Raw genomic sequence first — 17,268 nt, 5'->3', positions numbered from 1 at the left:
CTTGAGGCTCAGCCGGCTTGTTTCTCGAGTTCGCGCAGATAATTCTGCTGTGCATGGGTGCGTTCCAGCAGGCGCTGCAACGCAGGTGAATCGGGGGCTTGCTGCATGGCCTGCTGCAACTCCATGCGTGCCGCATCCAGTTCCAGCGCGGCGCCAGCCAGGCGCGGATCGCTTGGTTTCCAAGGGGCGTTCTCGTGCGGGGAGATCGACGTGGCAACCGCCGGTGCCTGCTGTGGAAGGGCATGCATATGCCACGCGATACCACAGGCAAGCACGACCACCGCAGCGATACTGGCTGCGGCCGCCCACACCTGGCGATACCGTGCGCGCGGTGTCGGGAGCGAGCTGACGTTCTGCGATGCGTTGTCATCGAGCGCGGCATCAACGCGCGCCCAAAGGTCGTTGCGCGGAGCGGCCGGCTGGTTTAAATCGCGCATCTGGCGCAGCCATTCGAATTCGTTCATCGCTGTTCTCCAAGTACCTTGCGCAACAACCCACGTGCACGATGCAGTTGCGCTTTGGACGAGCCTACTGCCATCTCCAATTCGCTGGCGATCTCTTCGTGGCGCCAGCCTTCCACGTCGTGCAATACCAGCACCGCGCGCGCCCGCGGGGGCAGCTTGCCGATCGCGCGTTCGAGCTCCTCGCGCTCGGCGGCGCAAAACGGCGTTTCGCCATGTTCCGGAACGCTTTCCTCGTCCACATAGCCGACCGGATCGGAACCCCGCGCGCGAATATCCATCAGCGCCACGTTGACCGCCAGCCGGTAAAGCCACGTACCGAACGAGCTTTGCTCGCGGAAGCTATCGAGCTTCTGCCAGGCCCGCACGAACGCATCCTGCGTGAGATCCTCGGCGCGCGCGTGGTCGTATCCGGCCAAGCGCAGCATGGCGCCGTGGATGCGACCCACATGCTGGCGGTACAGCCGCTGGAATGCCTGCCGGTCACCCGCAGCGGCCGCGCGCACGTCATCCATATCGTTGTTTCCCGCAGCGAGCGCAGGTGGGGGCATGGCGCTTCCGTTGGCGATGCAAGCGGCGATCATCATGCCAGCTTGGATGCGGCCGGGGGCCTGGGGGTTTAGAGGCAATGCCTGCTCTGGTGCAGGATTGGCCCTCCTCCCCGGCTGGGAGAGGAGGGGCGTGGTTTCACGCGTTGGCTGCCTTGAGCGGGGTGTGCAGCGCCTGATGCACGCGTAGCTGTTCCTGACGCAACCGAGAGGGCAGGCGATTGCCGAAACTGTCGAGGTATTCACCGATGGCGTGCAGTTCCGTCTGCCAGCCGGACGTATCCAGATCGAGCAGTTCGGCCATCGTATCGCGCGAGAGCGCCAGACCGTCGAGCTTGAGCTCGCCGGCAGCCGGCAGGGTGCCGATGGGAGTCTCCACACCGCGCGCCTTGCCGTCGACGCGGTCGATCATCCATTCGATCACACGCAGGTTTTCGCCGAAGCCAGGCCACAGGAACTTGCCGTCCTTGCCTTTGCGGAACCAGTTCACGTGGAAAATCTTGGGAAGCTTCGCGCCAGGCTTGTCGAACGACAGCCAGTGCGTGAAGTAGTCGCCGTAGTGATAGCCGCAGAACGGCTTCATCGCCATCGAATCACGACGCAGCACGCCGACCGCACCGGTGGCCGCGGCGGTGGTTTCCGAGCCCATCGCGGCGCCCATCAGTACACCGTGCGCCCAGTCGCGCGCTTCCATCACCAGTGGCAGCAGCGACGGGCGGCGGCCGCCAAAGACGATGGCGCTGATCGGCACGCCTTGCGCTTCCTCGGCCTTGGGTGACCAGGTCGGGCATTGCTTGGCGCTTACGGTGAAGCGCGAATTGGGGTGCGCCGCCGGACCGTTGGCCGGATCGTAGGGGCGCCCTTGCCAGTCGGTTACCGGCGTGCCGGGCAGGCCTTCCCACCAGGGCTGATTGTCGGCGGTGACCGCCACGTTGGTAAAAATGGTGTCGTGCGAAATCGAAGTCAGCGCATTGGGATTGCTCTTTTCGCTGGTGCCCGGCGCCACGCCGAAGAAGCCGGCCTCGGGGTTGATGGCATACAGACGCCCATCTTCACCCGGATGCATCCAGCAGATGTCATCGCCCACCGTCCATACACGCCAGCCGTTCTGGCGATAACCTTCCGGCGGAATCAGCATCGCAAGATTGGTTTTGCCGCAGGCCGAGGGAAACGCAGCGGCGACGTAATGCGTTTTGCCCTGCGGATTCTCGATGCCGACGATCAGCATATGCTCGGCCAGCCAGCCTTCGCGGCGGGCCTGGAAACTGGCGATGCGCAACGCATGGCATTTCTTGCCCAGCAATGCATTGCCGCCATAGCCGGAGCCGTACGATTTAATCGTGAGCTCTTCGGGGAAATGCATGATGAAGCGGCGTTCCGGATCGAGCTCGCCGGTGGAATGCAGGCCTTTTACGAAACGCCCTTCGCGTTCGATGCGCGTGAGCGAGGCAGCGCCCATGCGCGTCATGGTGCGCATGTTGGCGACCACGTAAGGGCTGTCGGTAATTTCCACGCCGCAGCGCGACAGCGGTGAATCGATCGGCCCCATGCAATAGGGAATCACGTACATGGTACGGCCTTCCATGCAGCCCTCGAACAGCGCATCGATCTTCGCGTGCGCATCGGCCGGTGCCATCCAATGATTGTTCGGGCCGGCATCTTCTTCGTGCTCGGTGCACACGAAGGTGAGGTGCTCCACGCGCGCCACGTCCGATGGGTTGGAGCGATGCAGATAGCAGCCTGGATGCGTCTGCTGATTGAGTTCGATCAGATCCCCTGTTTGCAGCATCTGCTGCACCAACGCCTGATATTCGGTGTCCGAACCATCGCACCAGTGGATCGTTGCGGGGCGGGTCGTGGCCGCCACGTCGTTGACCCATCGATCAAGCGCCGCGAGCTTGCTCGTCATGCTTTCCTCACTTTGGTATACCCATAAAAGAGAGCTGTGACGCTAAGTTACGCGCACTGGCATTTCAAGGTGGGGTGCAGCATAAGTACGACTAAAGCGAGCTTCGCGCAGCATCTATCGTCGGTGCGACGCGGTCGCTCCGACGTTCCACTTTTTCATTGAGCGAGACCCTTCCGCTTACGCCGGGATCAGTGTCGCAATCATATGTTCGACGTAGGCGTCGAATTCTTCGTGGTTCAACCTTGGCAGGCCAAGTGTGAAATTGAGCTGCAGAAAACCCACGTACGCGGCGTAGGTGAGCCGGGCACGGTTGAGCGCTTGGGCAGGCTCCATGCCCGCTTCCGTGTAAGCGGTGTGAAGAAATTCCGTGCGGCGCTTGGAGACGCGTGCCATCACCGGCACGACCAGCGGGTGATCCAGGGCTTTGAGCAGCGCCGCGTATACGCGGTGCGGATGCAGCTCGTGCGCGACACGGCGGAACAATTCCGGCAGGCGTTCGCGCGGATCGGGGATGGCCTCGATCTGAGCGATGATTTCGCGTTCGCCGTATTGCTCCCAGCGTTCCAGCGCCGCTTGCAGCAGTGCTTCGCGCGTACGGAAATGCCAGTAGAAACTGCCCTTGGTTACGCCCAGCTGACGCGCCAGTGCTTCGACGGCGAGCGCTCCGACGCCTTGTTCGGCAATCAAATTGAGAGCGGCGTCTTCCCAGTCTTCGGCGGAAAGGCGCGTACGTTCGGGTTTCTGGCGGACATTCATTTCCGTATGGTAGCCCATGCCGGCGCCGAACTGGGGCTGCCTCAAGCGGGGAAAAGCTGATGGAAGGGCGGGTTGACGGCGCGTACGCACGCCATCCATACTCATGCGTATGGATCAATATCAAGCCCATCGCACCTCTTTCTCCACCGCCGACGGCCTTTCGCTGGCGATGGATGTGCGCCATGCGACAGGCACGCCCACCCTCCTGTTTGCGCACGGCTTCGGCCAGACCCGTGGCGCCTGGAGCGCTGCTGCCGCCACGCTGGCCGAGCGCGGTTGCCGATGCGTCAGCTTCGATAGCCGCGGCCACGGCGAGAGCGACCGGATGCTCGGCGGCGACTACCACATGCAGCACTTTGCGGATGACCTCGGCGCACTCGCACAGGCCCAACCGGCGCCCCCCATTCTGGTGGGCGCGTCGATGGGTGGATTGCTTGGCTTGGTCGTGGCCGGCGAGGCGCAGCCGTCACTGTTCCGTGCGCTGGTGCTCGTCGACATTACGCCGCGCTGGGAAACCGCTGGGGTTGAGCGCATTCTGGCGTTCATGCAGGCGCATCCGGATGGTTTCGCCGGTTATGCCGAGGCGGCCGATCAGATCGCCGCCTATCTTCCCCAGCGCCGCGAGCGCAAGAGCGAGCAGCAATTGCGTCCCTTGTTGCGCGAAGGCGCTGACGGCCGCTTGCGCTGGCATTGGGATCCGGCTTTGCTCGCCGGCGGCCTGGTGAGCGAAAGCGAACGCTATCAACCGCGCCTGCTGGTCGCCGCAGCGAATGTCCAGGTACCAGTGCTGTTGCTTTCTGGCGAACGCAGCGATGTGGTGTCACATCGCACCGTGGACGAATTTCTCGCGCTGGTGCCGCATGCCCGGCATGCGCAAGTGCCTGGCGCCACGCACATGCTGGCCGGCGATGCGAACGATGCGTTCACCGCCGCCATCGCAGGTTTCATCGAAAGCCTGGAATTGGTCGACGTCAATGCAGGCGCGACCCCGTCATCTGCCATGAGGTGTTGAGATGTACGTACTATTGACCGTGTTGGCGGCGATCATTGCAACCGGCGCGTGCGCCTACCACCGCAGCAGTCTGCGCACGTGGGCGATCGTCACGATAATCACCACCTTGGTCGTCGGGCTGCTGGTCCATACGCCGATCACGATGGTGATTCTCTTGGCCATCGAACTGGCGGTCGCCGTGCCGCTGTTGAACATCGCTTTCCGTCGCAAGCAGATCACCGCGCCGCTGCTGAAGGTGTTCGCCAAGGTGACGCCCAAGCTTTCCGACACCGAGCAAACCGCGTTGGAAGCGGGCACAGTCGGTTTCGAAGGCGAACTGTTTTCCGGCAAGCCCCAGTGGCATGAATTGCTCAAGCAGCCGAAACCCGAATTGAGCGTGGAGGAGAAGACCTTCCTCGCCGGTCCCGTGGAGCAACTATGCAGCATGCTCGACGATTGGCAGATCACGCACGAGCTGGCCGACTTGCCACCGGAGGTGTGGGACTTCATCAAGAAGCACCAATTCTTCGGCATGATCATTCCCAAGCACTATGGCGGCCTGGGTTTTTCCGCGCTGGCGCATTCGGCGGTGCTGCAGAAGCTCGCGACAATGTCGGCCACGGTCGCCTCGACGGTCGCCGTACCCAATTCGCTCGGTCCGGCCGAATTGCTGCTGCATTACGGCAGCGATGAGCAGAAGAACTACTACCTGCCGCGCCTGGCGGTAGGTGAGGAGATTCCCTGCTTCGCACTCACCGGTCCGTATGCCGGCTCCGATGCCACCTCGATTCCCGATTACGGCGTGGTGTGCAAGCACGTGGTCGATGGTGTCGAAACCATCGGCATGCGATTGAACTTCGACAAGCGCTACATCACGCTGGCGCCGATCGCTACCGTGGTGGGTCTGGCCTTCCGTCTGTACGACCCTGAGCATCTGCTCGGAGACAAGGACGATCTGGGTATCACGCTCGCGTTGTTGCCGCGTAACACGCCCGGCCTGGAGATCGGCCGCCGTCATTTCCCGCTCAATATTCCCTTCCAGAATGGTCCGGTGCGCGGCAAGGACGTGTTCGCGCCGATGTCCACGCTGATCGGCGGCCCGCACATGGCCGGCCACGGCTGGCGCATGCTGGTTGAATGCCTGTCGGTAGGCCGCGCCATTTCGCTGCCTTCCAATGCAACCGGCGGCGTACGGATGGCGGTCGCCGCAACCGGGGCTTATGCACGCATGCGCAAGCAGTTCGGTCTGGCCGTCGCGCGTTTCGAAGGCGTGGAAGAAGCGCTGGCGCGCATCGGCGGTCTCACCTATGCCACGGCGGCGTTGTCGCGCGCGACGGCTGCTGCGGTGGATCGTGGTGAAAAGCCGGCCGTGCCTTCCGCCATTGCCAAATATCACGCCACCGAATGGGGTCGCACCATCGCCGGGGACGCGATGGACGTGCACGGCGGCAAGGCCGTGCAACTGGGTCCGAAGAATTACGCCGGTCGTGCATGGCAGGGTGTGCCCATCGCGATCACGGTGGAAGGCGCCAACATCATGACGCGCAGCCTGATGATCTTCGGCCAGGGTGCGATCCGCTGCCATCCTTATGTACTGAAGGAAATGCAGGCACTACAGATCGAAGATTACAGCGAGCGCCTGAAGACGTTCGACCGCGCACTGTTCGGCCATCTTGGTTTCGGCATTTCCAACGCCGTGCGCAGCTTTGTGCTTGGCCTCACTGGTGCACGTATCGGTGATGCGGCAGGTGATGCTTATGTGCGCCGTTATTACCGCAAACTCAATCGCTATTCCGCAGCGTTGGCGTTGTGCGCCGATACGTTCATGGGCGTGCTCGGCGGAAAGCTGAAGTTCAAGGAAAAACTCTCCGCGCGCCTGGGTGATGTATTGAGCTACCTGTACATCGCCAGTGCGATGTTGAAGCGCTATGAAGATACGGGGCGCCCGGAAGCGGATCGCCCGCTGCTGGCATGGGCCTTCCACGAGTGCATGTGGCGCACGCAGATGGCGCTGGATGGCGCCATCCGAAACTTCCCTGTGCGGCCTGTTTCATGGCTGTTGCGCGTGCTGGTGTTTCCGTTCGGCCGTCGCGAAGTGCCGCCGTCGGATCGGCTTGGCCGGCGTGTCGCCGCCATCATCACCGCGCCGGGCGAAGCACGTGATCGGCTGTTGGAATGGGCGTACCTCACGCCTACACCTAACAACACGGTGGGTCGCATGAATCAGTTGCTGCCTGAGGTGATCGCCGCCGAACCGGTGGAACGCAAGTTCGGCAAGGCACAGAAAGCGGGACAGTTCACATCGCACGACTATCTGGAGCAGCTCGATGAAGCGGTTCGGGCGGGTGTGATCGACGCCAGCGAGGCCGCGTTGCTCAAGCGCGTACGCGAAGGGGTGTTCGAGTTCATTTCCGTGGATGACTTTGATCCGGCGGAGCTGCAGTCGGCAATGACGCGCAAGGATCGAAAGAAACTGGCGGATGCCGCTTGATCCTCGCGCGGTGCGCTTCGCACAAGGCGGAGATTTGAAGGTATGAGCGCGTCGCTGCTGACGCTTTATCAGCGCATCACCCGCTGGCCCTGCGGCCACTGGCTGTTCGCCCGCGCGGTGTGCCTGCGCGCGCCTTACTTCGCCACGATTGCGCCACGCTTCGTTGCGCTCGAGCCCGGGCGCTGCGAAGTCCATATGCGCGACCGTCGACGCGTGCACAACCATATCGGTACGGTGCATGCGATCGCGCTCTGCAACCTCGCCGAGCTGAGTGCCGGCGTGATGGCCGAGGCCACACTTCCGCCTGATGCGCGCTGGATTCCCAAAGGCATGCGCGTGGACTATTTAACCCGTGCAAAAGGCACCATGCATGCCGTCGCCACGCCACACCTCCCGCTTGGCGCGGTCGAAAATGGCAGGGAATGGCCGGTGCTCGTCGAGGTTACGGATCCGACCGGGACGCCGGTATTGCGTGCGCACATTACGCTGTGGGTGTCGCCGCGTAAGAAGCGCTGACACGGCGCGACCAGCTCGGTCGCACGATGCTGTTGCGCCGTAGTGCGATCATCAGCAACACCACCGATACCGACGTGCAGACAAGCAGGGCGATCACCGATGCCTCTGCGCCAAAGGCACCGCCGCTTAGCCAATCCGGCCCGGTGCGCGACGACAGCAGCCAGCCTTTTTCGCTGCCGCCGGAGACGGGAATGCCGTAGATCGTTCCTTGCGTAATGTTCCAGGCGGCATGCAGGCCGATGCACGCCCACAGCGTGCGCGTCACATGGAACACCATCGCCAGAAGAATGCCTGCCTCGATCGCGATAGCCAGCGAACTCCACAGCGTGGCAGCCGGATTGAAAATATGCGCGCCACCGAAGAAAACGGCCGAAATGCCCAGCGCCCACCACGTGCCCATGCCTTCCTCAACGATGCGGAACAGCACGCCGCGCGTAATGATTTCCTCGCCGACGCCCGCGCCGACACCGGCGATCAGCACCTCCGGCAGCCAGTTCACATGATTGTTGATGCCCAACACGTGATAGCTACCCAGTACCCACAGCAAACCCACCACTGTGCTGAAGAGCAGGAAGCCACCCACAAAGGCGGCGAGGCCATAGGTCGGCACCTGCCGCCACGACAGCTCACGCATGCGCCTTCGTTCGATCACCATCACCAGCACGATGTAGCTGACCACCGTGGACACCAGCTCGATCGATAGTCCGGCGACGGCATGCTGCAGGGGCGTCGCGGTTTTGCTCATCCATCCCAGCGCAGCCATTGCGCCGTGAACCGCAAAGCCGACGGCGAACGCGAGCGCAGCGAAGATCACGATGCGCGCAACGGGTGAATAGATCAGCCAGCGCTGCCATGCGCGTGCCTGGGCGGGTGTGTGGAAGACGATGGTTTGCGACATGGTGGCTTCCCCCGGAGCAAGTGACTTCAGGTTAGGTGCGCATCACGAAGGCGAGCAGTGCCACACGTCACACGTGCCACGGGATGCCGGGCATGTCAGGAAGAGGCCAGCACGCAGCCGTTTTTGCCACCCTCTTTGACTTGGTAGAGCGCACGGTCGGCGGCCTGGATCAGTGCTTCATCCGAGTCGACGCTGGCGTTCCATAGTGCGATGCCAATACTGGCACTCACGCGCGCCAGCAACGCGCCATGTTCGCCTTGGAGCGGATAGGGTTGGGCCAGTACGTTGCAGATGCCCTGGCAGCGCTGGAGCAACGGCGGCACTTCGTCGGCATCGGTGAAAATGATGGCGAATTCGTCGCCACCCAGGCGTGCGACGGTGTCATCGCTACGAACCTGATGCACCAGCCGTGCGGAAATCGCCTGCAGCAACGCATCGCCCGCGGGGTGGCCATAGGTATCGTTCACGGCTTTGAAGCCATCGATATCGACCAGCGCCAATGCGAACGGCGCATGCTGCAGAATGCCGCGTTGAACCGCCGCGCGCAGCCGATCATGAAACAGCACGCGATTGGGCAACCCCGTCAACATGTCGTGTGTGGCCTGATGGCGTACCTGGGCCTCGATGCGTTGACGTTCGGCAATTTCCGTCTGTAGCTGCTGGTTGCGTGCGGAAAGTTCTTCCAGTGCGTGCTGCAACTGCATCCGTGCGCTGTGGAGTTCAAGAAATACGCGCACTTTCGAGCGCAGGATGACATCGTTGATGGGCTTGGCAATGTAGTCGACGGCGCCGGAGCGATAGCCCTTGAGCCGGTTGATGTCATCGGAATAGGCGGCGGTGACGAAAATGACCGGCGTGTCGTGCAACCGTTCGGCTTCGCCCAGTAGCGCCGCTACTTCGAAGCCGTCCATGTCGGGCATGTTCACGTCGAGCAGGATAAGCGCGAAATCCTGATCGATACACAGCGACAACGCTTGATTGCCGCCGGTGGCCTCCACCAGTTCGGCGCCGCAATCGGCCAGCAGGTGGCGCATGGCCACAAGATTGGCGTGTGTATCGTCGACCACCAGAATCTTGGGCATGGAGCCGGTCATGGCAGACAAAGCCTGTTGAGCAAGGGAGCGATGTCCAGCAGCGGTACGCAATAATCGGCACCGGCAACATCCAGGGCTGCCTGCGGCATGGCGGCAGCTTCGGCATCGGCGGGAGACTGCACCACGGCGGTGCCGCCAAACTGGCGAATGCGTCGCAGGCCGGCGGCGCCATCGGCATTGGCGCCAGTGAGGACGACCCCGATGAGTCGGTCGCCCCACGCTTCGGCCGCTGAATTGAACAACACGTCGATGGACGGCCGCGCATAGTTCACGCGCGGATCGGCGGACAGGGCGAAATGCAGATCGCTTTCCACCAGCAAATGGTAGCCCGAAGGGGCGACATGCACGACGCCCGGATGCGCAACATCCCGCTCGACAGCCTCGGCGATCGGCAGAGCGGACACGCGTTCCAACACTCTGCGGAATATCTCCGTGGTTTCCGAGCGGCTGTGGCAACACACCAGGACGGCTTGCCGCAGGCCGGGCGCGAGGCCGCCCAGAAGCACCTGGAGCGCATCCACGCCGCCGGCCGAGCAACCGATCGCGATGGCCGCCGGCGTCATCATGCCGACAACGTCTCTACGTGGCTGGCCACGCGATAGATGCGCATCGGTTCGATAAACGGGGCGAAATCACGGGCGGTTGAGGCCAGCTCGAGATTCTCCCGCAAACCCAGACACAGAAAGCCGCTACGCACCAGACTGTCGCGAAACAGTGATAGCGCACGATCCTGCAGTGAATTTGAAAAATAGATCAGCACGTTGCGGCAGAGAATCAGGTGTGCCTCGCAAAATACGCCATCGGTGGCCAGGTTGTGCATGGCGAAGGTCACGTTACGGCGCAAGCGCTGATTGAGCTTGATCAGGTTGTAGCCTGCGCTGCAGTAATCGGCCAGCGATTGGCCGCCGCCCGACGCCTGGTAATTGCGCGACCATTGCTGCGCATCTTTCACGGGGTAGATACCTTCGCTCGCATGCTGCAATGCGCGATCGCTCAGATCGGTGGCGAAGATCTGCGTGCGTTCGTAAAGGCCGGCTTCCTCCAGCAGAATGGCCAGGGAATAGACCTCCTGGCCATGCGCACATCCGGCCTGCCATATGTTGATGTGTGGATAGGAAGCCAGCAGGGGCAAGATGTTTTCACGCAGCGTGCGAAAGACCGCCGGGTCACGGAACATGTCCGAAGCGGGCACCGTGAGGCCCTCGAGCACCCGCGGCAACAGCTCCGGCTCGTGCAACATGCGCTCGGTCAGATGGCTGATGGTTTTGCATTGGAACTGACTGGCAAGCTGGCGCACACGGCGCTTCAAGGAAGCGGGCGCATATTGGCTGAAATCGTAGCCATGACGTTTTTGCAGTGCCTGCACGAACACGTCCACTTCGATGCCTTCGAGTTCCGGTGCGTCCATGGGCATTTCCATTCCAGTATCAGTCGCGCAACCACATGCGCATCAATGAGGCCAGCTTGTCCAGATCGATCGGCTTGGACAGGTAATCGTTGGCACCTGCTTCCAGGCAGCGCTCGCGATCGCCACGCATGGCCTTTGCAGTGAGCGCGATGATGGGAAGCTGTTCAAGCCCTTGTTGGGCGCGTATCGCTCGGGTGGCTTCATAGCCATCCATGCCGGGCATCATCACGTCCATCAACACCAGCTCAACTTGCGGGTGATCGCTCAGCACCTGCAGCGCTTTCTGCCCGTCCTGCGCCATGGCAACGTGCATGCCCCAGTCGCGGAGTACTTTTGATAGCGCGAACAGATTGCGCATGTCATCGTCCACCAGCAGCACGTGACGATCGCGTAAACCATCGTGCCCGCTGGCACGGGGGCTGGCCCCTGGCCGGGTGCCGCGAACGCTGTGCAGGAACAGGCTGACTTCATCCATCAGGCGCTCAGGCGAGCGCGCGCCCTTGATCACGATGCTGTCGGTGTACTGGCGAATCCGCAGGTTTTCTTCGCGGCTCAATTCGCGTCCCGAATACACCACCACTGGCGGATTGCTGCCGCTTTGAGCGAGCTTTTCGAGCAATTCCATGCCCGACATGCCGGGCAGACCAAGATCGAGCACGATACAGTCATAGGGCGTCGTGGCCAGCTTCTGCAAGGCTTCTTCGCCCGAGGCTGCTTCGTCCACGTTCACACCGTCCTGGCCGAGCAGCGTGTACACCGCACTGCGCGCATGGGCATCATCATCCACGACCAGCAGATGGCGCGTGCGGCCTTTGGCGAAGTGCAGCAGCCGATCGAACGCTTCGTTGATACCTTCGCGCGTGACGGGTTTGGTGAGTACGCCGACCGCGCCAAGCTCACGTCCGCGGCCTGTATCGTCGGTGGCGGTAAGGAAGTGCACGGGAATGTGGCGCGTGGCCGGATCGGCTTTCAATCGTTCGATAACCGTCCAGCCGTCCATGCCCGGAAGCATGACATCGAGCAGAATGCCGGCAGGATGATAACGGCGCGCCAGCTCAAGGCCTGCTTCACCGTTGGGTGCGTGCAGCATACGGTGGCCTTTCTGGCGCACCATCTCGGCCAGGATGTGCGCGAAAGCCAGATCGTCCTCGACGACAAGGATCACGCTGTCCCCGGCACAGATGCTTTGACGATCATCGTTGAGACCCTGTGCAGGCAGCATGGCGCGCGTCGTCTGGCGCGGTGCCGGCGTGGGGATGGTGGTCGTGCCGGCAGCTGCATTAGCGTTGGCGTCTTTGCTCTGTTCGGGCAGCAGCAGCACGAATTGACTGCCTTGTCCGACTTCGCTGCGTAGAACGATGTCTCCGCCAAGCAGCGCAGCCATGCGTCGTGAAATGCTCAAGCCTAATCCGGTGCCGCCGAACTGGCGACTCGTGCTGTTGTCGGCTTGCTCGAACGCATTGAATACGCGTTCCAGTTTATCGGCGGATATGCCGATGCCTGTGTCCTTCACGCTGATCGCGAGCAGCGACTGACCACGTAGCGATTCTGGCGTGAGCAGATCACCGGCCGGCCGGCCAATGTCGACGCGAATACCGCCTTTTGCGGTGAATTTAAAGGCATTCGAAAGCAGGTTGTTGATGATCTGCTCAAGTCGATTAGGGTCCGTGTGGATGGTTGCAGGCAACGCATCGGCGAGCATGACTTCGTAGTGGAGCGCTTTGTCGCGCGCAACATGATCGAAGTTGCGCCGCAGACTGCGGGCAAGGTCTTGCAGCGAATAATCCGACAGCGAGAGTTCCATCTTGCCGGCCTCGATCTTGGACAGGTCGAGAATGTCATTGATCAGGCGCAGCAGGCTGGAGCCCGCATCGTGAATGATGCGAGCCGATTCCACTTGTTCGGCATCCAGATTTTCGCCGCGGTTATCGGCCAGGCTGCGCGAAAGAATCAGCAGGCTGTTCAAGGGCGTACGCAGTTCGTGCGACATGTTGGCGAGGAACTCGCTCTTGTACTGGCTGGCGCGTGCCAGTTCGTCGGCCTTCTGTTCGGTCTCTTGCTGCAGGGTTTCCACTTGCTGCTTTTGCAGCTGCAGCGTTTCGGTCATCAGGCGCAGTTCTTCATTGGACGCCTGCAATTCGTCGGCCTGCACCCGCAGCTCTTCTTCGGAAGCCTGCAGTCGCTGGGATTGATCTTCCAGCTCGATGGTCTTGGTTTGCAGGGTGTCATTGGCAGCGCGTAGTGCCTCTTGCTGCTGGCGCATGGTGACGGCCGATACCCGTAGCTCGTCCGCCTGCTCGCGTGTCTGTTCCAACAGCTGCTCGGTATTCACTGCGCGGTTGAGGTTTTCCAACGTCAGGGCGGCCAGTGGTAATAATTCGCCCAGCAATTCCTGGTGATGAGGGGTCGGTGCACCGAAGCTGGCCAATTCCAATATGCCGACCAGTTGTTCGCGCACGAGCAACGGCAGAATGGTGAGGTGGCGCGGTAACGCCGAGCCACTGCCGGAATCGATGCGCAGGTAATTCTCCGGCACCTCGTCCAGCATGATGGGTCGATGTGACGCGGCACATTCGCCCACCAGCCCTTCGCCGGGCATGTACGCATCGGGACTGCTTTGCATGCGCAAGCCGTAACTGCCCAGAAGATCCAGGCGCCCGCGCGATGCGTCATAGCCGTAAAATAACGCAACGCCGGCCTGGATCAGCGGTGACAACTGGCTCACCAGCTGATGCGCAAAGTCGCGATGATTGGTAGCTGCCTGCAGGCTTGCGGAAATCGAGGTCGCATCGCTCTTGAGCTTGGTCTGCGCGCGCGACTCGATCACCATCTGCTTGAACACTTGCAGGGCGCGCGAGATTTCGCCGATTTCGTCGCGCCGCTCCACGCCGCGGATCTCGATGGAATGGTCGTGATTGGCGAGCCGAGTCATCATGTTGCCGATACGCCGGATCGGGCGTGTGACCATGCGCGAGGTAAGCGAGAGCACCATGCTGCCGAGCAGGAGCGCAATGAGTGCGCTGGCAACGTTGATGTACAAGGTTTCGTGGAGCAGGCGTGTCGTGTCGTTGCTGCGCACGGCGAGCAATTGCCGCTCGGTCGCGGTCATGGTGTCGAGCACCTCGGTGAAGTCTTCCACGCGGACCGAACGATGGGCCAGATAGTTGGCCTGGATACTGGTCCACTGCGCGCCAAACTGCGGATCGTCGGGCTTGATGCCCGCCAGCGGTGCGGTCAGAAAGTTTTGTACATCGCGGTTCCACTGCAAGACCAATGCCTGGATATGATCGATGCGCATTTGCTGGAGCGGGTTGTCGCTCGTCAGCTGGCGCAATTGCGCCAATTGAACCAGCAGCGTCGTGCTGGCTTCCGTGCTTCGCGCCAGCTGCTGTGCATCGTGGGTAAGCACGAATCCGCGCAAACCCACCTGGCTTGACAGTGCCGTGCGCTGAACAGCTTCGATCTTCAGCAGCACTTCGTAGGTATGGTCGGACCAGCGGCGCGTTTCGGACTGTCGATGCTGGGCGGCGAGGTTGAAGGCGCTATCGAGCAGGAGCAATGCGAGCATCAAGCCAATCGCGAGCAGGATTTTGTAGCGAATGGGCAGATGGGCCAGCCATGAATACTTCCTTGACGTGGAGGCGACGGTAGCACTGGCCATGCGAATTCCCGCTGAGGTGGCAAAGGGGCGCGTCGTCCCCATTGAGACCGGGCGGTGCGCGTGGCAGCCAGATTAGCGAGATGCCATGCCGGGCGGTACTGCCCGGCATGCGTCAGAAATATGTGAAGACGGCAACGCCGCCGCGTCAGACCTCGACGGATGCGGCGTGCTCGCGGGTGGCCGAGAAGCGCACGGCGGGGGAGCGTTCCTGGGTCAGTTGCAGGTTCACGCGCGTCGGGGCGAGATAGACCAGTTCGCCGGCGCCATCGATGGCGAGATTCATGATGTTCTTCTCGCGGAATTCTTCCAGCTTTTTGGTGTCCTCGCACTGTATCCAGCGAGCCGTCACCACACCCACCGGCTCGAACGTGGCGTCCACGCCGTATTCGTCCTTCAGGCGATAGGCCACCACGTCGAACTGCAGCACGCCGACCGCGCCCAGGATCAGATCGTTGCTCATCAGCGGACGGAAGAACTGGGTGGCGCCTTCCTCGGAAAGCTGCGCCAGGCCTTTCTGCAACGCCTTCATTTTCAGTGGATCGCGCAGGCGTGCCCGACGAAACAGTTCCGGCGCGAAGTTGGGAATGCCGGTGAAGCTCACCGCTTCGCCTTCGGTAAAGGTGTCACCAATGCTGATGGTGCCGTGGTTGTGCAGGCCGATGACGTCGCCCGGGTAGGCGCTTTCTACAATCTCACGATCGCTCGCCATGAAGGTAAGCGCATTGGCGATGCGCATGTCCTTGTTGGTACGCGTCTGCACCATTTTCATGCCCGCGGTGTAAGTGCCCGAACATACGCGCATGAAGGCCACGCGATCGCGGTGCGCCGGATCCATATTCGCCTGGATTTTGAACACGAAGCCGGTGAGCTTTTCTTCTGCCGGTTTCACTTCGCGCGAAAGCGTTGCGCGCGGACGCGGCGAAGGCGCGTGCTCCACGAAGAAATCCAGCAGCAATTGCACGCCGAAGTTGTTCACGGCCGAACCGAAGAACACCGGCGTGAGCTTGCCGACGAGGTATTTGTCGAGCTCGAACGGATGCGAAGCGCCTTGCACCAATTCCAGTTCTTCGCGCAATTCGTTCAGCGCCTCGGTGCCGATCGCTTGTTCCAATCCAGGCGCATCCAGACCCTTGAAGATGGTCGAATCCTGGCGCGTGAAATTCTTTCCCGGCTCGAACACATGCACTTCATCCAGCAGCATGTGATACACGCCCTTGAGGCGCTTGCCCATGCCGATGGGCCAGGTCAGCGGCGCGCACGCGATGCCGAGCACGGATTCCACTTCGTCCAGCAATTCGATCGGCGAACGGCCTTCGCGGTCGAGCTTGTTGATGAAGGTCATGATGGGCGTATCGCGCAGGCGGCACACATCCATCAGCTTGATGGTGCGCTCCTCCACGCCCTTGGCGCAGTCGATCACCATCAGCGCCGAGTCCACGGCGGTGAGCACGCGGTAGGTGTCTTCGGAGAAGTCCGCGTGGCCGGGGGTATCGAGCAGATTGACGATCTTGCCCTCGTACGGAAACTGCATCACCGAGGAGGTGACCGAAATGCCGCGCTCCTTTTCCAGTGCCATCCAGTCTGACGTGGCGTGGCGCGCGGCCTTGCGGCCCTTCACCGAACCGGCCATCTGGATGGCGCCGCCGAACAGCAGCAGCTTTTCCGTCAGCGTGGTCTTGCCCGCGTCGGGGTGGCTGATGATGGCAAAGGTGCGGCGGCGCTGGGTTTCTTGGAGGTGGGCGGACATGGGCGGATCGGCTGGCATGCGAGCCGCGTATTGTAGCTGGGATGGCCGGCAGGAGCTGGTTCGCGCCCTGGTTATGTGGCAGTGCGGGGGGTGGAAATCGCATTTCACGAATAGCACGTCGATGCCGATGCCCAGCGTTTGAGTGGCCGATGAGTGAACGGATTGGGCGTTAGCTGAAGTCGCGCGATACCACCAGGCATCCCCGCCATCTCACCAAGATCAGCCGCTCATTCCCATCAGTAGCTAGATCTATGCGTATACCGGATCCCAATAACGGCCCTATTTCAGACACACGCGCCAGCACACCCGCACAAACAAGCGAATCAGTCTCGCAGGGGGTGCCTCCGGAGCCACATGCGATCGAGTCTGGTCGTACCGCGTTTTCCTCACTACCCAGCTCCCCTGCGTCCGCTTCCCGGTCAAAAGGCCAAGCCCACATACCGGTGTCCCACGCGGACGTGACGGATCCCCCCGCATCGGACGCATCGACGACGATATCCAGCACGGTACCCGCTTCCGAGAATCCCTTCGAAGGCGTGCCCCAAGCGGCCATCGTTGATCCCGCGGCCGAGGGGTTGCCCGATGTCGAGCAGCTCTCCAAGCTCAGCGAGGGCCCAAACGCACTGCAGGAACTCGAACAAAAAGCCAAGGATTTTTGGGACCCCTATCCGCCACCTGAGCCCGGCCTCACGCCGCGCCAATGCCAGTATCAAAGGGCATCTTCGTCATTGACCACCGAAGCGGATGTTCGAACCCGCGCCGGTCTGTTGTCACCGCAAGGGAATCAG

Annotated in this window: 14 protein-coding genes; 4 read left to right on the top strand and 10 right to left on the bottom strand. The window is 61.9% G+C overall.

The genetic code is table 11. The features are described from left to right. Nucleotides 1-8: 8 nt before the first annotated feature. The 4 genes from DWU98_RS18250 to DWU98_RS18235 all read right to left on the bottom strand — a co-directional run bounded on the left by DWU98_RS18250 (nt 9) and on the right by DWU98_RS18235 (nt 3,674). Nucleotides 9-464, bottom strand: a complete 456-nt coding sequence (locus DWU98_RS18250; protein WP_115497009.1) for a hypothetical protein — start codon at nt 462-464, stop codon at nt 9-11. Next, nucleotides 461-1,012, bottom strand: a complete 552-nt coding sequence (locus DWU98_RS18245; RefSeq protein ID WP_115497101.1) for an RNA polymerase sigma factor — start codon at nt 1,010-1,012, stop codon at nt 461-463. Before DWU98_RS18245 ends, DWU98_RS18250 begins: the two co-directional genes overlap by 4 nt. Nucleotides 1,013-1,148: 136 nt before the next feature. Continuing rightward, nucleotides 1,149-2,918 (bottom strand): phosphoenolpyruvate carboxykinase (GTP), encoded by a 1,770-nt coding sequence (locus DWU98_RS18240; RefSeq protein ID WP_115497008.1) that lies wholly within the window; start codon nt 2,916-2,918, stop codon nt 1,149-1,151. A gap of 177 nt (nt 2,919-3,095) precedes the next feature. Further along, the gene (locus DWU98_RS18235) at nt 3,096-3,674 is read right to left on the bottom strand and encodes a TetR/AcrR family transcriptional regulator (protein ID WP_115497100.1); all 579 of its coding nucleotides are present in this window, start codon (nt 3,672-3,674) and stop codon (nt 3,096-3,098) included. 103 nt (nt 3,675-3,777) lie between these two features. On the opposite strand from DWU98_RS18235, the gene DWU98_RS18230 reads away from it, so the two are divergent. Genes DWU98_RS18230 through DWU98_RS18220 form a run of 3 tightly spaced genes read left to right on the top strand, consistent with a single transcriptional unit; the run spans nt 3,778 to nt 7,672 of the window. Next, the gene (locus DWU98_RS18230; protein WP_425480246.1) at nt 3,778-4,686 is read left to right on the top strand and encodes an alpha/beta fold hydrolase; all 909 of its coding nucleotides are present in this window, start codon (nt 3,778-3,780) and stop codon (nt 4,684-4,686) included. Nucleotide 4,687: 1 nt separating this feature from the next. Further along, nucleotides 4,688-7,156: an acyl-CoA dehydrogenase gene (locus DWU98_RS18225; protein WP_115497006.1), complete on the top strand. Its 2,469-nt coding sequence runs from the start codon at nt 4,688-4,690 to the stop codon at nt 7,154-7,156. 42 nt (nt 7,157-7,198) lie between these two features. After that, nucleotides 7,199-7,672 carry a hotdog fold domain-containing protein gene (locus DWU98_RS18220; RefSeq protein WP_115497005.1) on the top strand — a complete coding sequence of 158 codons (474 nt, stop codon included), beginning with the start codon at nt 7,199-7,201 and terminating at the stop codon, nt 7,670-7,672. On the opposite strand, the gene DWU98_RS18215 is transcribed toward DWU98_RS18220, so the two are convergent. The 6 genes from DWU98_RS18215 to DWU98_RS18190 form a co-directional block, all read right to left on the bottom strand. Then, nucleotides 7,638-8,570 (bottom strand): type II CAAX endopeptidase family protein, encoded by a 933-nt coding sequence (locus tag DWU98_RS18215; protein ID WP_115497004.1) that lies wholly within the window; start codon nt 8,568-8,570, stop codon nt 7,638-7,640. The two genes, DWU98_RS18220 and DWU98_RS18215, sit on opposite strands and share 35 nt — an antisense overlap. Before the next feature lie 95 nt (nt 8,571-8,665). Further along, nucleotides 8,666-9,652, bottom strand: coding sequence for a diguanylate cyclase domain-containing protein (locus tag DWU98_RS18210; protein ID WP_230474929.1), 987 nt, complete (start codon nt 9,650-9,652; stop codon nt 8,666-8,668). An 8-nt stretch (nt 9,653-9,660) separates the two neighbouring features. Then, nucleotides 9,661-10,230: a chemotaxis protein CheB gene (locus DWU98_RS18205; protein ID WP_115497002.1), complete on the bottom strand. Its 570-nt coding sequence runs from the start codon at nt 10,228-10,230 to the stop codon at nt 9,661-9,663. Next, nucleotides 10,227-11,072 (bottom strand): CheR family methyltransferase, encoded by an 846-nt coding sequence (locus DWU98_RS18200; RefSeq protein ID WP_115497099.1) that lies wholly within the window; start codon nt 11,070-11,072, stop codon nt 10,227-10,229. The genes DWU98_RS18205 and DWU98_RS18200 overlap by 4 nt, the downstream gene beginning before the upstream one ends. A gap of 19 nt (nt 11,073-11,091) precedes the next feature. Next, nucleotides 11,092-14,733 (bottom strand): response regulator, encoded by a 3,642-nt coding sequence (locus tag DWU98_RS18195; protein ID WP_230474928.1) that lies wholly within the window; start codon nt 14,731-14,733, stop codon nt 11,092-11,094. 145 nt (nt 14,734-14,878) lie between these two features. Beyond that, complete coding sequence (locus tag DWU98_RS18190) at nt 14,879-16,480, bottom strand: peptide chain release factor 3 (protein WP_115497097.1); 1,602 nt, start codon at nt 16,478-16,480, stop codon at nt 14,879-14,881. A gap of 458 nt (nt 16,481-16,938) precedes the next feature. Between DWU98_RS18190 and DWU98_RS22320 the strand changes: the two genes are divergently transcribed. Further along, nucleotides 16,939-17,268, top strand: a 330-nt coding sequence (locus DWU98_RS22320) for a hypothetical protein (RefSeq protein WP_230474927.1), incomplete at its 3' end; no start/stop codon positions are given.

Origin of the sequence: Dyella monticola (assembly GCF_003363155.1) — a bacterium.
Taxonomy (GTDB): Bacteria; Pseudomonadota; Gammaproteobacteria; order Xanthomonadales; family Rhodanobacteraceae; genus Dyella_B; species Dyella_B monticola.
Note: the sequence above shows the minus strand (reverse complement) of the source record. Positions and strands in the feature narration are given on the sequence as shown.

What these genes read in the sequence shown, in the direction of transcription:
- DWU98_RS18250 (WP_115497009.1), bottom strand. Translation starts at nt 464, where the DNA reads ATGAACGAATTCGAATGGCTGCGCCAGATGCGCGATTTAAACCAGCCG.
- DWU98_RS18245 (WP_115497101.1), bottom strand. Translation starts at nt 1,012, where the DNA reads ATGCCCCCACCTGCGCTCGCTGCGGGAAACAACGATATGGATGACGTG.
- DWU98_RS18240 (WP_115497008.1), bottom strand. Translation starts at nt 2,918, where the DNA reads ATGACGAGCAAGCTCGCGGCGCTTGATCGATGGGTCAACGACGTGGCG.
- DWU98_RS18235 (WP_115497100.1), bottom strand. Translation starts at nt 3,674, where the DNA reads ATGAATGTCCGCCAGAAACCCGAACGTACGCGCCTTTCCGCCGAAGAC.
- DWU98_RS18230 (WP_425480246.1), top strand. Translation starts at nt 3,778, where the DNA reads ATGCGTATGGATCAATATCAAGCCCATCGCACCTCTTTCTCCACCGCC.
- DWU98_RS18225 (WP_115497006.1), top strand. Translation starts at nt 4,688, where the DNA reads ATGTACGTACTATTGACCGTGTTGGCGGCGATCATTGCAACCGGCGCG.
- DWU98_RS18220 (WP_115497005.1), top strand. Translation starts at nt 7,199, where the DNA reads ATGAGCGCGTCGCTGCTGACGCTTTATCAGCGCATCACCCGCTGGCCC.
- DWU98_RS18215 (WP_115497004.1), bottom strand. Translation starts at nt 8,570, where the DNA reads ATGTCGCAAACCATCGTCTTCCACACACCCGCCCAGGCACGCGCATGG.
- DWU98_RS18210 (WP_230474929.1), bottom strand. Translation starts at nt 9,652, where the DNA reads ATGCCCAAGATTCTGGTGGTCGACGATACACACGCCAATCTTGTGGCC.
- DWU98_RS18205 (WP_115497002.1), bottom strand. Translation starts at nt 10,230, where the DNA reads ATGATGACGCCGGCGGCCATCGCGATCGGTTGCTCGGCCGGCGGCGTG.
- DWU98_RS18200 (WP_115497099.1), bottom strand. Translation starts at nt 11,072, where the DNA reads ATGGACGCACCGGAACTCGAAGGCATCGAAGTGGACGTGTTCGTGCAG.
- DWU98_RS18195 (WP_230474928.1), bottom strand. Translation starts at nt 14,733, where the DNA reads ATGGCCAGTGCTACCGTCGCCTCCACGTCAAGGAAGTATTCATGGCTG.
- DWU98_RS18190 (WP_115497097.1), bottom strand. Translation starts at nt 16,480, where the DNA reads ATGTCCGCCCACCTCCAAGAAACCCAGCGCCGCCGCACCTTTGCCATC.